The following is a 14,133-nucleotide window of genomic DNA, read 5'->3' on the forward strand; positions in this document are numbered from 1 at the left end:
AGATCGACCGGAAACATTGCCTGCCAAAGCCATTTTGATAGCGCATGCACAATTTTCCCCGGATAGGGATAAAATACGCAAGTTGCAGTGCAGCAAGCAAGACCATTTTTAGCAAAAAACCATGACAATATATTGATATTAAATGACAAATTTCAAATCTCGATTGGGATGAGAAAATTTTGAATACGTATTCCCTAATTGGCGTTTCTGGTGTATCCACCCTTCGAACACGGAATAGCGCCTCCAAATGAGGCCGACGGGAGGGATGAATGAAATTTTTTGCATTATTGTCGTCGATCAGCGCGATAGCCTGCTCGGCGCATGCCTTCGCGCAGACAGATAGCGGCGAACAGCCGGCGGATGCATCGGCGGGCATCCCCGAAATCGTCGTCACAGCCTCCCGCAGAGCCGAAAATGTCCAGCGTTCGGCCTTGTCGATCCAGGCCATCGGCGGCGCAGAACTGGCGAAAGCGCGCCTGTCCCGTCCCGAAGATATCAGCAGCGTCGCGGTCGGCGTGTCGGTTGCGACCGGCGGCTCCTATCCGCAAACCTATATTCGCGGCGTCGGCAACTATGCCGCCAACACCTATGCCGAAGGCGCCGTCGCCTATAATCTCGACGGGGTCTATATTTCGCGCGGCTGGGGCGTGCGCGGATCGATGTTCGACCTGGAACGTCTCGAGGTGCTGAAGGGGCCGCAGGGCACATTGTACGGCCGCAACGCATCGGGCGGCGCGATCAACCTGATCACCGTCAAGCCAAAGCTGAACGAACGCAGCGCCTTCGTTGAGATGGAGGCGGGCAATTACGACCTGCTGCGATCCGCCGCCGGCATCAACCTGCCCCTGGGCGACACGATCGCGCTGCGGGCGTCCGGCCAGATCACGACGCGCGACGGCTATCTGTCCGATGGTTATGATGATGATCGGTCGGAAGCGGCGCGACTGCATCTCCTGTTCGAACCCAGCGCCGATTTCTCCCTCCTCGTCACTGGCGCTTATCAGCATATCGGCGGCATGGGTGGTGGCGCTGTCGTCAACCCGCAACTGCCCGGCAGCAAGTTTCGCGGCGCCAGCGATCCGGCTGTTCGCGCCATTGTCGCGGCGGAACCCTTCATCGGCGGGTTGCTCACCGCGCCGGAAAAGGACGGTTTCGTCGACATCAGCGTGTACAGCCTTTCGGCCGAGGCCAACTGGGATCTGGGGCCAGCCACGCTTACGCTGCTGCCCGCTTATCGCTGGAGCAAGCTGCGCGACCGGACCTATATCCCCGGTTTCCAGGTCAACGATCAGGAACGCGATCGGCAGGCCAGCTTCGAAGCCCGCCTGGGCAATGATAGCGAGCGGCTGAAATGGGTATTGGGCTTCTACTATTTCGATGAGAAGCAGGATAATCTGGGCAGCAACCCGTTGCAGATCGTCCGGCAGGGCGTCAACGCCCAGATCATCCCCACCTTCAATGCGGGCATCCGCAGTTACGCCGGCTTTGGCCAGGCGACGTTCAGCCTGACCGACACCGTTCGCCTCACCGGCGGGTTGCGTTACACCTATGAGCGCAAGAGCCAGAACGGCCTGACCAGCAGCTATACATTCCCCGACGCGACGACCGGCGGATGCGCGCCGTCGTTCCAGTTCGATTTCAACACGGTGCAGGTGCCACTGTTCTGCCGGATCGACATTCCTCTGAATGGCCGACTGGCCTACAAGAGCTGGACCTACAAGGCCGGCGTCGAATTTGATGTCGCGCCCCAGTCGCTGGCCTATGCCAATGTCAGCACCGGCTTCAAATCCGGCGGCTTCTTCGCCGCGCCATCGCCCAACACGTTCCGCCCGGAAAAGCTGACCTCGTTCGATGTCGGGATCAAGAACCGCCTGTTCGGCAACAAGGTGCAGTTGAATATCGAGGCTTTCTACTGGCGCTACCGCGACCATCAGGAAGCCCATCTCGGCCCGACGTCGGTGCCCGGCTTCTTCACCTTCATCACCGAGAATGCGGGACGCGCGCACAGCTATGGCGCCGATGTCGACCTGACCTGGCTGGCGACGCCGGCGGATCGTGTCACGCTGAAGGCGCAATATAACAAGAGCGCCTATGACAGCTTCACCTATTCGCACCCGACCGCCATTTTCGGACCGCCGGCAACCGGATGCGCGACAGGGCCAGTCACCAACGGGTCGCAAACCATAGACTGTTCGGGCTTCCAGCTTGTACGCGCGCCGGAGTGGACCGGCACGGCCAGCTATGCCCATACGTTCGATCTGGCCAATGGCGCGACGGTGGAAGCCAGCATCGGCGGTCAGTTTACGTCCAGTTCCTGGCTGTCGATCGACTTCCTCGCCAACGCGCGGCAGGACAGCTATTTTCTCGGCAATCTCGACCTCACCTATGCAGCGCCCGGTGGCAAATGGACGGTCACGGGCTATGTCCACAACGTCACGAATGAAGCGGTGCTGACACAGGCATTCAGATCGCCCTTCATTTCGCCGGCCAATCCCCTGGCCGATCCCGGCGGCCTCGTGTTCGCATCGGTCCGTCCGCCCCGGACATATGGCGTTCGCGCCCGGTTCAACTTCTGATCGCAGGCAAAGGCAGCATGACGACCCACCGCGCACTCGTTTTCTCCGGTGTCGAACACGCGGAAATCGCCATGCTGCCGACGCCTGAGCCGGGGGAGATGGACCTGGTGATCGAAGCGGAATGCTCGCTCATCAGTTCCGGCACCGAACGCTCCTTCTTTCAGGCCCCGCCCTTCACGCCCTTCCTGCCCGGCTACAGCCTGGTGGGGCGGGTCGTCAGGACCGGCGCACTGGTGCGCGAATTCGCGATCGGGGATCGGGTGATCGCCAGCGCACCGCATCAGGCGATGGCGCTGTGCCATGCCCATTTTGCCGTGAAGATCGACGAGGAACTGGACGGTGCGCAGGCGAGCTTCTTCAACATCGCGGCCATGGCGATTCACGCCATCCGCTTGTCGGGGATCGGCCTGGGCGATCCAGTGCTGCTGCTGGGACAGGGGCTGATCGGCCTGGTCGCCGTCCAGGTCGCCAGGATCGCGGGCGCCGCCCCTATATTCAGCGTCGACATCGATCCGCAACGCCTTGAACTGTCGCGACATCTGGGGGCCGACGCCGTCTTCCACGCGATCGCCGACAAGGAGCGGCTACACACGGCTGTCGCGGCTTTGCCGGGCAAGGGGCCAGCGGCTACGATCGAACTGACGGGGCGGCCCGACACGATCGAACACGCCATTGATTTGACACGGCGGGGCGGAACGATCGTGCCAGGTTCAATGTCGCTTGCCGGACATGGGGTGAATATTTTCGGACGCGCCTGGATCGAAGGGCTGAAAATCGTCGGTTCCTATTTCAACGCCCGCCCCTGGGATGTCACGAGCATCGAAACCACCCCGCCTACTGAGTGGCCCCTGCGCATAGTGCCGGGTGAGGCCCCCGCAGACCTGCACAGCAGCCGAAGCGACATGCGCCTTTTTCTGCGCCTTCTGTCGCTCCAGCGCCTCAGCATAGCACCACTTGTTACTGACAGAGTGGCGCCTGAGGACGCAGCGCAGCAATTTGCGGCGCTGGTGGGGCCAGACAAATTGGGTACCGTGATCGACTGGAAGTGTTGAAGGGCGATTATCGCGCGGTACGTGTCGACCCTCGAACGACCAGTTCCCCGCCCAGCACGATCTTGCTGGCAGCCCCCTGCCCTTGCTTGAGTTCATCGATCATCCGCACGACATTGTCGACCATGTCGTCACAGCTCTGCCTGTAGGTGGTCAATGCGAAGATGGGCCAGCCGGCCATAGGCACATCGTCATAGCCGGTGATCGAGATATCACGCCCTACAACCATGCCAAATTCCTCGCGCGCGACGTTGAGCGCCGCCAGAGCGGTATAGTCATTGACGCAGCAAATGGCGTCCGGCGGAGAAGCCGACATGAGCAGGCGCCGGGTCGCGGCCGCGGCGCCTTCGAATGTAAAGCGCGACTCTTCGCGCATGGGCGGCGGCAACCCGCGCTCTGCCATGTAATCGGCAAAACCAGCCTCGCGTTCCTGGCTGGTGGAGGATTCTGCGCCGCCTGCAATGAAGGCATAACGATCATGCCGTCCGGCAATCAGATGGGCGGCAAGACAACGTGCGCCGACATAATTTTCGCCGACGACGCTGGATATGTTAGGATCGGTGGATTGCCGGTTGAACGTGATGATCGGCACCTGCGCCAGGGCGCAAGCCTCGGAAAAGGCTTGCGACAATGCGGTCGAAATCAGCACGACCGCATCGAGGCGGTAGTTGAGAATGTCATATAGGGAGGAACCGACTTCCGGCCTCTCGATCGCAGGGAAAATGAGCGATCGATATCCCGCCCGGTCCAGCGCGACCGATAGCGCTTCCAGGCTTTCGCTGAAGAACGGGTTCCGAAGATTCCCTACCCCGATACCGATCAGACGCGAACGACCGCTGATCAGCGATCTGGCGATCTGGTTCGGCCGGTAGCCCAGCTTTTCCGCGGCAGCCAGCACACGCTTGCGCGTCCGTTCCGAAATGCTGGCTCCGGGCGTAAAGGCGCGCGACACCGCGGACTGGGAAACGCCGGCGACCTTTGCGACATCATGCGCGGTCGCAATCCCGGATCGCGCGACATCCATTTCTGCTGGGGCTTTCGACATTCTGTCCTTTTCACAGTTTTTCAAATGATGGCAAGAGATTTCTTGCATACGCTTTCAAAAGCGCGCATGGTGGTTTTGTAAGCACAATTTGGACATTAGGGCAGGATGGTGGCTAACCCTACGCACAGGCTTGCATCGGATGGTGCCGATGTGAATGGCAGGCAAAATGCTGAATGTCTGCTGGCGCTGTATCCCTCATATCCGGCCATAAGCGCAAGGATCGGGTGGCCTGGCAAGCAAGGCAGGTTTCCATTTGATACAGCCTCTTTCTGCACGGGAGCATCTGTGTAGCGTCGCTGTGCGGGCCTGTCCTGCTCGGAAGTTTTGAAGGTAGCACTTTGCATACGCAACCTTTGGTAAATGATGAAGATCAGCAGCAGCGCTTGGTCATTTTTGATCGCGGGGAACATGCCCGGTCAAGCTGCAATAAGGAATGAGACATGTCGATATTGGGAGTGGAAAGTGTCATCTACGGCGTAGATAATCTACCCAATTGCACGAAATTCTGGAAAGATTTCGGTCTTAACCCGGTGCGACTGACCGAAGGTGACAGTATATTCGATGTTGCGAGCGGATCGCGCATCATCCTGATGAAGGATAGCGACACAAGGCTGCCGCCACGCAATTTCGAAGGCAATGGCGTCAGGCTGACCGTCTGGGGCGTCGACACGGCAGATGCCCTCGACCGTCTGGTCGAAAGATTGCAGAAGCGGGTGGAGGTTACGCGCGACGCGGATGGCTCCGCCTTCTTTCAGGCGCCCGACGGGCAATATCTGGGCCTGCGCCTGTGGAACAAGAAAGCGGTGGTTTCCGCGCCCGATCCGGTCAATGCGCCGGGCCATATCGTCCGGCTCAACCGCCATCGCCAGTGGCGGCACAAGGCGATCCCAAAGACGATCAACCATGTCGTGTTCTTTTCAAGCGATTATGTCCGCTCGTTCGAATTTTACCGGGACTTCCTGGATTTCCGCTATTCCGATCATTCCAAGGGCGTCGGCATCTTCGCCCGTGCGGACGGCACCTATGAACATCATTCGATCTTCTGGGTGAATGGCGACCTGCCCTTCGCGCCGGACGGGCACGGCTTCATGCACATCGCGTTCGGCCTGGACGATATCGACGAGATCATGCTGGGCGCCAACATCATGGAAAGGCGCGGCTGGCAGAACAGCAGCATGAACAGTTCCGGCGGCATCTCGCGGCACCGTATTTCCTCGGCGCTTTATTATTATGTCGACTGCCCTGCCGGTGGCGAAGCCGAATATCATGCCGATACCGATTATCTGGATGACAACTGGGTTCCGCGCGCCTGGGACTTCAAGTTCGGATCGCTGCTCTGGGCCAATCGCACCCCGCCCATCTTCGCCGGCAACGACATTCCGTGGGACATGACGTTCGATCCCGACGGCGCAAGTTTCGACCCCTTCCGCAAACCGCTTCCTGACCCATTTGGAAAAGACACATCATGGCACAACCCTTCCGGCGGATCGTCACCGATCATGATGCCCAGGGCATCTCGGTGGTGCGCAGCATCGACACGCTGACCCCGCAGCCCGTCGCCCCCGATATCGCCGATTTCCAGTTGGTCTGGACCACGCCGTCCGTGCCGGTGGACCTGAACAGCGGCACCGACGGCATCAGCGAAGCGGGGCTGACGCTGAAGGGCGGATCGGTCATCCGCATCGTCGATATGCTGCCTGGCGGCGTTTCGCCGATGCATCGCAGCTTCTCGATCGACTATGGCGTCGTCCTGAGCGGCGTGCTGGAGCTGGAGCTGGATGGCGGCGAAGTCGTCAGCCTGCACGCGGGCGACATCGTCGTTCAGCGCGGCACCAACCATCTGTGGCGCAACCCGTCCGATACGCAGGTCTGTCGCATCGCCTTCGTCCTGATCGAGGCCGCACCGATCGTCGTCAACGGCCGGCAACTGGAAGAAATCCATCCGTGACCGCCATGCCGCATATCATGGTGACGGGTGCGAACGGCTTCATCGGCAGGGCGCTGGCCGCGCGATTGGTAACGGACGCCCGTTTCGCCGATCATCGTATCACGCTGACCGACCTGAGGATGGACGCCCCCGATATCGCGGCGGATGGACGGGTGCATATGGTCGCGGGCAACCTGGCTGATCCCGCCCATCTCGCCCGGTTGTGCCAGGACAGGGTGGACATATTGTTTCATCTTGCAGGCGTCCTGGGCGGCGCCGCAGAGACGGAGCCCGTTCTATCGCGTCGCATCAATCTCGACGCCACGCTCGATCTCTTCGATCGTCTGCGATCACCCGACACCCCGCCGCGCATCGTGCTGGCAAGCTCCATCGCGGTATTCGGTCCGCCGCTGCCCGCGTATATCGACGATGACAGCATGCCGTCGCCCACCATGGTCTATGGCGCGCACAAACGCATGGCCGAAATTGCCATGGAGCAGCAGTCCGCCCGCGGCTGGATCGACGGCATTGCCATTCGCCTGCCGGGCATTGTTGCGCGCAAGGACGCCGACAGCCGGCTGAAGTCGGCGTTCCTCAACACCCTGTTTCATGATTTTGCCGCCGGGCGGCCTGTCAGCCTGCCGGTTTCCGAGCATGGGACCAGTTGGCTGATCTCGGTTCCCGCCTGCATCGATGCGCTGCTGCACGCCGCGACGCTCCCGCCGTCACGGCTGGGCCGGCGGCGGGCGCTGACATTGCCGGCACAATGCGTGTGCATGGGCGATCTGGTGGCGGGCCTGCGGCGTCGCTTTCCCGCCAGCCCGACCCGCATCACCTATCAGCCCGACCCGGCGATCGAAGCGCAGTTTGCGGCCCATCCCCCCTTGTCGACACCATTGGGCGATGCACTGGGCTTCGTTCATGACGGTAGCATTGATCGCTTGATCGAGCGGGCATTGCTGGATTCACCGCCCCTGGCGCGCACCACCGCCGCTGCTGCGATTTAAGGTCAGAAACATGAATAACAACGCGCAATTCCTCAAGAATATCTGGTATTTGTCGGCCTGGGAAACCGAACTAGGGGACGGCAGCCTGGCGCGCACCATCGCGGATGTCCCCTTGCTGTTCCTGCGGACGGACGATGGCGTGTCCGCCCTGCTCGATCGCTGTCCGCATCGGTTCGCCCCGCTGTCCTGCGGGCAGGTAAAGACCGATCATGTCGTGTGCGGCTATCACGGACTGGCCTTCGGCGCCGATGGCAAATGCGTGTCCAATCCCCATGGTCCCATCGTGTCGGCATTGCAGGTGCCGACTTTCCCTGCGGTGCTGCGGCATGCGGCCGTCTGGGTCTGGCTGGGCGACAGGGAGGCTGCGGACCCGGCGCTGATCCCCGATATGCACTTCATCGATCGCGCCGGACCGGCCGCGCGGGTCGAAGGGCATCTTGAAAACGAAGCCCATTACATGCTGATGGTCGAAAATATCATGGACCTCAGCCATGCGGACTATCTGCATGCGACCACGCTGGGCAATGGCATCAACACGATCGCCAAAACGAAGGTCGAAGTCGGCGAACGCTCCATCACCGTGCGCTGGAGCGCGGACGATCATGTTCTGCCGCCGGTCCAGGACGCTGTCATGCCCCGTCCGGGCCAGCCGGCCTTTTTCCGCAACGATGTGGAATGGTCGGCGCCCGGCGCGATGGTCCAGACGATGATTTTCGGACCGGCCGACCAGCCAGAGCAGATCGTCGGGGACAGCGTGACCGCCCATGTAATGACGCCGATGAGCGCCACCCGGACCCATTATTTCTTCTGTCACACCAGCAATCTGGTCAGCGCCCAGCCTGAAATGGTGCCGCAGATCCGCGAAATATTGCTTGGCGCCTTCGCCGGTGAGGATTCGCCGATGCTGGCCGCGCAGCAGACCCGTATTGGCAGCGCCGATTTCTGGGATCTTGGTCCTGTATTGCTGCCCAGCGATGTGGCCGCCGTGCGGGTGCGCCGGCGCATGGATCAGTTGCTGGCCGCCGAGCGGGGAGACAGTGTGGAGCAACCTGCATGAAACTGGTAACGTTACGAGACGGCGGCCGTGACGGCACGCTGGCGGTGGCGACCCGCAATCTGGCGCGCTATGTCGTCGCCACTGCCATCGCGCCCACATTGCAGGCGGCGCTGGACGACTGGGCTGTGACGGCGCCCGCCCTGCGGCGACTGTCGGAGCAGCTCGATAGGGGCGACATTTCCGGCGCTCCGCTCGATCCCGCCCGGTTGCTGGCCCCGCTGCCGCGCGCATGGCAGTGGCTCGATGCTTCCGCCTTCGACTGTCATGGGGAATTGATGGCGCAGGTTTTCGACATGCCGCCCGTGCCGACCCAGCCACCGCTGATGTATCAGGGCCTGTCCCATCGCTTCATCGCGCCGCAGGAGGATGTCGCCTTTCGGTCCGAAGAGGATGGCATCGATTTCGAAGGCGAATTCGGGGTCATCGTGGACGATGTGCCGATGGGCGTCAGTGTCGAGGATGCGGCCGCCCATATCTGCCTGCTGGTGCAGATCAACGACTGGTCGTTGCGCCGTCTGGGGGCAATCGAAATGAAAACCGGCTTTGGCTGGATTCAGGCCAAGCCACCGTGCAGCATCGCGCCCGCCGCCCTGTCCCCCGACGAACTGGGAACCGCCTGGCGCGACGGGCGCATCGACCGCATATTGGAAGTGGACTGGAACGGCGAATGCTTTGGCAGGGCCAGCGGCTATCCCATGTCCTCCTCCTTCCCCGAACTGATCGCCCATGCCGCCCACACGCGCGCGCTGTGCGCGGGCACCATCATCGGGTCGGGCACGGTGTCGAACAGCAATTATCGGGAGGTGGGATCGTCCTGCATCGCGGAACGGCGCGGTATCGAGATGCTCGACGAGGGCACGGCCCGCACGCCGTTCATGCGCTTTGGCGACACCGTGCGGATGCGCGTGCAGGGCGACGACGGGGACATCCTGTTTGGCACGATCGAACAAAAGGTAATCCAGGCATGAGCAGGCATATATTGGTCGTGGGTGGTGGCATTGGCGGCATGTCGGCCGCCATCGGCCTGCGGCAGAAGGGCATGGCAGTCACCCTGATCGACGCCGATCCCGAATGGAAGGTTGTGGGCGCGGGTATCACCATCAGCGGCCCGACGCTGCGCGCCTTCAAGCAGCTTGGCATATTGGATGCCGTCCGTTCGCAGGGCTTCATGTCGGACGCCGTGCATTTTCATCAAGCCGACGGCACGCTGATCCGCACGATGCCCACCCCTACACTGGAAGCGGATATTCCGCCGGCTGGCGGGATATTGCGTCCGGTGCTGCATCATATCTTGTCGGATCGCGTCAAGATGCTGGGCGCTGACATCAGGCTGGGCGTGACCGTGTCGGCGATGGAGGATGACGGCGCACAGGTGCGCGTCGACTTCAGCGATGGCAGCAGCGGTCGATATGACGCAGTGATCGGCGCGGACGGCTACCAATCCGCCACCCGTCGCCTGATCCTGCCGGACGCGCCCGCTCCGGCCTTTGTCGGTCAGGGGTGCTGGCGCGTGCTGGCGCCCCGCCCCGCCTCGGTCCAGGGCGCCCAGATATATTTCGGGCCAGGCTACAAAGTCGGGGTCAACCCCTGCTCGGCAGACTCGCTCTATCTTTTCTGCACGCTGGCAATGCCGGGCAACCCGTTCATTCCGCAATCCGAATGGCTGGATCGCGTCAGGGACATATTGGCGCCCTTTGGGGGAAGCATCGCGACCATCCGCGAAGGGCTTGGGCCTCAGTCCGAGGTCAATTACCGGCCGCTCGAAGCCCTGTTGCTGCCGCTGCCCTGGCATGTCGGCCGGATCGGCCTGATCGGCGACGCCATTCATGCCACCACGCCGCATCTGGCGTCCGGTGCCGGGCTGGCGGTTGAGGATGGCGTGCTGCTCGCCGAAATTCTGGCCACGGAATCCGACATCGAGCGGGCCTGGACCGCATGGGAGCAAAGGCGATGGGAACGGTGTCGCGTCACGCTCGAAAACAGCCTGCGGATCAGCGCGCTGGAAATCGAAGGCGGCCACGACGCCGAAGTAGCCCGCATCATGGCCGAAAGCGTGGCGATCCTCGCCCAGCCGATGTGAGGGCAATGGCATGATCACAGAGATAGCACAGATCGAGATTGATCCGGCACAGCGCAGCGCGTTCGAGGCTGCGGTGCAATCCGCCGAGCCTCATTTCCGCGCGGCCAAAGGCTTTCGCAGCTTCGCCCTGACCCGCTCCATTGAATATCCGGGCCGCTATCGGCTGCTCATAGGGTGGGACAGCGTGGATGACCATATGATTGGCTTCCGCAATTCCGACGGATTCCAGGCATGGCGCGCCTTGGCCAGCCCATTCTTTCTCCTGCCGCCACAAATCGAGCATCTGGAACAGGTCATGCCAGCATGAATTGCCCCATCCATATATCCACGCCGCCCACCGACAACGTAGCGATGACGGTCGAACCCGATCCGTCGATGCCGCGACTGGCGCTCGATCCCTTCTCGCCGCAGGTGCTGGAAAACCCTTTTCCCGCCCATGCCGCCCTGCGCGATGCTGGCCCGGTGGTCTGGCTTCCCGCCATCGGCTGCTATGCCATGGCGCGCTTTGACCATGTGCAGGCGGCGTTGAAGAACTGGCAGATTTACGGGTCGGGTCGTGGCGTGGGCCTCAGCGACTTTGCCAGGGAAACGCCCTGGCGGCCGCCCTCGCTCCTGCTGGAGACCGACCCGCCGATCCATGATCGCACCCGTGGCCTGATGAACCGGGTCGCGTCGCTCGCCGCCTTGCGAAAACTGATGCCGCAATGGCAGGAAAAGGCGATGTCGCTCGTTTCGGCCTATGCCGATGGCCAGCCGTTCGACGCCATTCCCGCGGTTGCCGAGGGCTTCCCCCTCTCCGTCTTTCCCGACCTGATCGGGTTGCGGGACGAAGGGCGTGACAACCTCATCCCTTATGCGACCGTCGCCTTCAATGCCTTCGGCCCCCGCAACGCCCTGCTGGCCGAGGCGATGAAGGCGGCCGAAGGCGCGACCCTGTGGGTTGCCGAAAGCTGCAAGCGCGAAAATCTGAAACCCGGCGGCTGGGGCATGCAGGTCTATCAGGCGGCTGATGATGGTCTTTGCACGCATGACGAGGCGGAACGTCTGGTCCGCTCCTTCCTGACGGCCGGGGTCGACACCACGGTCAACGGCATCGCCACGCTGCTGCACGGCTTCGCGCAGTTCCCTGGCGAATATCAGCGCCTGCGTGGCGACCGGGCGCTGCTCAGGAAGGCGATCGAGGAATCCCTGCGCTGGGGGGGCACGATCCAGACATTCTTCCGCACCACATCGCAAGCGGTGGAGGTCGAAGGCAACGTCATTCCCGAAGGCGCCAAGGTTCTGCTGTTCCTGGCCGCCGCCAATCGCGATCCGCGACACTGGGATCAGCCCGAACGCTTCGACATCGGGCGCAATGCCAGCGGCCATGTCGGCTTCGGCTTCGGCATTCATCAATGCCTGGGCCAGATGGTCGCCCGCATGGAGATGGAGGCGATGACCGGCGCCCTGCTGGCGCATGTGGCCGAAATTCGCGCGACAGGCCCGATAGAATATCGCCTGAACAACACGCTGCGTGCGATCGGCGCCCTGCCGATCGCCTTCGTTCCCGCCTGAAGAAAGAGCATCATGTTCGAACCATTCCCCGGAAACTATGTCTGGAATCTGGCGACCAATCTTGCGCTGGTCTGTGGCGGCAATCATGGCGAGATCGACGAAGCGAACCGTCCGATCATGGAGGCGGCCCGCAAGGGCGCGGATGAGGGCAGCGCGCTCATGTTCGATAGCTGGCTGCGCGTCGCCGATCAGGTGGCGGCCAACGCCGCGGCGGATGAGGCCGCGGGTCGAACCTTGTCGGCGGGCACCAAATATCTGCGCGCGTCCGGCTATTATCTGGCGGCCGAACGCATGCAGAGCCGCGACTATGCGCCGCGCTGGGCCGCCTATGACCGGGGCCTGGAGCTCTATGCCAAAGGCGTCGCGCTACGCGGGCTGCATGTCGATTTCGTCGAAATTCCGTATGGAGACAGCGCCTATCCCGGCATTTTCGTGCATGACGGGTCCGGCACGCCGCGACCGACGCTCGTTTCGGTCAACGGGCTGGATTCCATGAAGGAGCAGGTCAATATGGGCGGCCATGGCGCCGCCAATCTCGAACGCGGCATCAACACGCTGTTCGTTGACCAGCCGGGCACTGGCGAGGCGTTACGCAAACGCGGCCTGACCGCCGTCTACGATGCCGAACGATGGGGCTCGCCCGCCTTCGACTATCTGACCACCCGGCCGGACGTCATTCCGACCAGGATCGGGATTTTTGGCCTGTCATTTGGGGGCTATCATGCACCGCGCATCGCCGCCAACGACCCGCGCTATGCGTTGTGCGCGGTAATGGGCGCCAATCATGTGTGGGGCCGGCGGCAGCGGGAGCGCGTCGCCAATGAAGGGGAAAATCCCGTGCCCCATTATTGGGACCATGTGATGTGGGTGTTCGGCTTCGACGATCGCGACGCCTTTCTGGATTATGCCGACCAGATCACGCTCGACGGGCAGGTCGAAAAGATCCGGGTGCCGTTTCTGATCACCCATGGCGAAAATGACCGCCAGATCCCTGCCTATAATGCCCAGCTCAGTTATGATCAGGCCGTCAACTCCTCCAAGCGCAGTCTGCGGCTGTTCACAAAGAAGGATTTCGAAGTCGAACATTGCGGCGCCGACAATGGCACCGGCATGCGTGACTATATCGCGGACTGGTGCGCCGAAACCTTCGCCGAAATGGCGTGATGCCCCGTGCGTGATCCTTTCCACCCGGCCCATATATAGCGGCATGGCTGCCGATGGCATCGGCACGCTGGCCGAACAGATGGCCAGGCATGGCAGTCGCCGCAACGATCCTGTCCGGCGCCTGATGAATCATCTGGGGGATCGGTGGAGCGTGCTGATCCTGCTGGTGCTGGAAAAGGACAATTTCCGCTACGCAAATTTGCAGAAGGTCATCAATCGCCTGGTGCCGCCCGAAGAAAAGGCCATTTCCAGACGGATGCTGACCCTGCGCTTGCGCGAAATGGAAGCCGAAGGGCTGATCCGTCGCACCGTTCGCGCCGGGAAATCTGTGCAGGTCGATTATGCACTCACGCCCTTTGGCCTCGGTTACACGGCGCAGGTCCGCACCTTCATCGACTGGATCGTCGCGGGGCCTCATCCGATCCTGTCTGCCACGGCCTTTCATTCGGCCTTCACCGGCCTGGGCGACTCCGACTGGGGCCAGGCAGGCAGGGCAGACGGGTGATGACAGCATCGCATATTCGGGAAAGGGCCGCATCTGCGCGCCTCGGTCGGCCAGCTTCCGCTGCGCACCGGCTGCTCCTGCTTTTCCAGACTGCATAGCCAGGCAGCCGTTCACTCAGATCCCGATCCGGCCGTCGGGCTGGAGAGACTGGCCCTCAAGGTGACATTCC

Annotated in this window: 14 protein-coding genes; 12 read left to right on the forward strand and 2 right to left on the reverse strand. The window is 62.1% G+C overall.

The features are described 5' to 3' along the window. Window positions 1-269 precede the first annotated feature (269 nt). Window positions 270-2,576 carry a TonB-dependent receptor gene (locus Q4610_RS13890; RefSeq protein WP_304536558.1) on the forward strand — a complete coding sequence of 769 codons (2,307 nt, stop codon included), beginning with the start codon at window positions 270-272 and terminating at the stop codon, window positions 2,574-2,576. Between the two features lie 17 nt (window positions 2,577-2,593). Continuing rightward, window positions 2,594-3,628: a zinc-binding dehydrogenase gene (locus Q4610_RS13895; RefSeq protein WP_304536559.1), complete on the forward strand. Its 1,035-nt coding sequence runs from the start codon at window positions 2,594-2,596 to the stop codon at window positions 3,626-3,628. Between the two features lie 7 nt (window positions 3,629-3,635). On the opposite strand, the gene Q4610_RS13900 is transcribed toward Q4610_RS13895, so the two are convergent. Then, complete coding sequence (locus Q4610_RS13900) at window positions 3,636-4,670, reverse strand: LacI family DNA-binding transcriptional regulator (RefSeq protein WP_304536560.1); 1,035 nt, start codon at window positions 4,668-4,670, stop codon at window positions 3,636-3,638. Window positions 4,671-4,765: 95 nt separating this feature from the next. Further along, entirely contained in the window at window positions 4,766-5,080 is a 315-nt protein-coding gene (locus tag Q4610_RS13905) for a hypothetical protein (RefSeq protein ID WP_304536561.1), read from the reverse strand. Window positions 5,081-5,110: 30 nt separating this feature from the next. On the opposite strand from Q4610_RS13905, the gene Q4610_RS13910 reads away from it, so the two are divergent. From Q4610_RS13910 to Q4610_RS13955, 10 genes are read left to right on the forward strand one after another with little or no spacing between them, the layout of a single operon-like run. After that, complete coding sequence (locus Q4610_RS13910; protein WP_304536562.1) at window positions 5,111-6,214, forward strand: VOC family protein; 1,104 nt, start codon at window positions 5,111-5,113, stop codon at window positions 6,212-6,214. Next, a complete protein-coding gene (locus tag Q4610_RS13915; protein WP_304536563.1) occupies window positions 6,136-6,618 on the forward strand; it encodes a cupin domain-containing protein in 483 nt (160 codons plus the stop codon). The genes Q4610_RS13910 and Q4610_RS13915 overlap by 79 nt, the downstream gene beginning before the upstream one ends. 5 nt (window positions 6,619-6,623) lie before the next feature. After that, the gene (locus Q4610_RS13920) at window positions 6,624-7,604 is read left to right on the forward strand and encodes an NAD-dependent epimerase/dehydratase family protein (RefSeq protein ID WP_304536726.1); all 981 of its coding nucleotides are present in this window, start codon (window positions 6,624-6,626) and stop codon (window positions 7,602-7,604) included. Window positions 7,605-7,614: 10 nt separating this feature from the next. Beyond that, on the forward strand, window positions 7,615-8,661 hold the full coding sequence (locus tag Q4610_RS13925) for an aromatic ring-hydroxylating oxygenase subunit alpha (RefSeq protein WP_304536564.1): 1,047 nt from the start codon (window positions 7,615-7,617) through the stop codon (window positions 8,659-8,661). Next, a complete protein-coding gene (locus Q4610_RS13930) occupies window positions 8,658-9,629 on the forward strand; it encodes a fumarylacetoacetate hydrolase family protein (protein WP_304536565.1) in 972 nt (323 codons plus the stop codon). The genes Q4610_RS13925 and Q4610_RS13930 overlap by 4 nt, the downstream gene beginning before the upstream one ends. Then, a complete protein-coding gene (locus Q4610_RS13935; protein WP_304536566.1) occupies window positions 9,626-10,741 on the forward strand; it encodes an FAD-dependent monooxygenase in 1,116 nt (371 codons plus the stop codon). Before Q4610_RS13930 ends, Q4610_RS13935 begins: the two co-directional genes overlap by 4 nt. Window positions 10,742-10,751: 10 nt before the next feature. Further along, on the forward strand, window positions 10,752-11,048 hold the full coding sequence (locus Q4610_RS13940; RefSeq protein ID WP_304536567.1) for an antibiotic biosynthesis monooxygenase family protein: 297 nt from the start codon (window positions 10,752-10,754) through the stop codon (window positions 11,046-11,048). After that, on the forward strand, window positions 11,045-12,295 hold the full coding sequence (locus tag Q4610_RS13945) for a cytochrome P450 (RefSeq protein WP_304536568.1): 1,251 nt from the start codon (window positions 11,045-11,047) through the stop codon (window positions 12,293-12,295). The genes Q4610_RS13940 and Q4610_RS13945 overlap by 4 nt, the downstream gene beginning before the upstream one ends. A gap of 12 nt (window positions 12,296-12,307) precedes the next feature. Continuing rightward, on the forward strand, window positions 12,308-13,459 hold the full coding sequence (locus Q4610_RS13950) for an alpha/beta hydrolase (protein ID WP_304536569.1): 1,152 nt from the start codon (window positions 12,308-12,310) through the stop codon (window positions 13,457-13,459). A 10-nt stretch (window positions 13,460-13,469) separates the two neighbouring features. Then, window positions 13,470-13,964, forward strand: a complete 495-nt coding sequence (locus Q4610_RS13955; RefSeq protein ID WP_304536570.1) for a winged helix-turn-helix transcriptional regulator — start codon at window positions 13,470-13,472, stop codon at window positions 13,962-13,964. Window positions 13,965-14,133: the final 169 nt, after the last annotated feature.

This window comes from Sphingobium cyanobacteriorum, from assembly GCF_030580935.1.
GTDB lineage: Bacteria > Pseudomonadota > Alphaproteobacteria > Sphingomonadales > Sphingomonadaceae > Sphingobium > Sphingobium cyanobacteriorum.

Coding starts and splice junctions, on each gene's coding strand:
- Q4610_RS13890 (WP_304536558.1), top strand. CDS start 270: ATGAAATTTTTTGCATTATTGTCGTCGATCAGCGCGATAGCCTGCTCG.
- Q4610_RS13950 (WP_304536569.1), top strand. CDS start 12,308: ATGTTCGAACCATTCCCCGGAAACTATGTCTGGAATCTGGCGACCAAT.
- Q4610_RS13945 (WP_304536568.1), top strand. CDS start 11,045: ATGAATTGCCCCATCCATATATCCACGCCGCCCACCGACAACGTAGCG.
- Q4610_RS13925 (WP_304536564.1), top strand. CDS start 7,615: ATGAATAACAACGCGCAATTCCTCAAGAATATCTGGTATTTGTCGGCC.
- Q4610_RS13940 (WP_304536567.1), top strand. CDS start 10,752: ATGATCACAGAGATAGCACAGATCGAGATTGATCCGGCACAGCGCAGC.
- Q4610_RS13900 (WP_304536560.1), bottom strand. CDS start 4,670: ATGTCGAAAGCCCCAGCAGAAATGGATGTCGCGCGATCCGGGATTGCG.
- Q4610_RS13915 (WP_304536563.1), top strand. CDS start 6,136: ATGGCACAACCCTTCCGGCGGATCGTCACCGATCATGATGCCCAGGGC.
- Q4610_RS13935 (WP_304536566.1), top strand. CDS start 9,626: ATGAGCAGGCATATATTGGTCGTGGGTGGTGGCATTGGCGGCATGTCG.
- Q4610_RS13920 (WP_304536726.1), top strand. CDS start 6,624: ATGCCGCATATCATGGTGACGGGTGCGAACGGCTTCATCGGCAGGGCG.
- Q4610_RS13895 (WP_304536559.1), top strand. CDS start 2,594: ATGACGACCCACCGCGCACTCGTTTTCTCCGGTGTCGAACACGCGGAA.
- Q4610_RS13910 (WP_304536562.1), top strand. CDS start 5,111: ATGTCGATATTGGGAGTGGAAAGTGTCATCTACGGCGTAGATAATCTA.
- Q4610_RS13905 (WP_304536561.1), bottom strand. CDS start 5,080: ATGTTCCCCGCGATCAAAAATGACCAAGCGCTGCTGCTGATCTTCATC.
- Q4610_RS13930 (WP_304536565.1), top strand. CDS start 8,658: ATGAAACTGGTAACGTTACGAGACGGCGGCCGTGACGGCACGCTGGCG.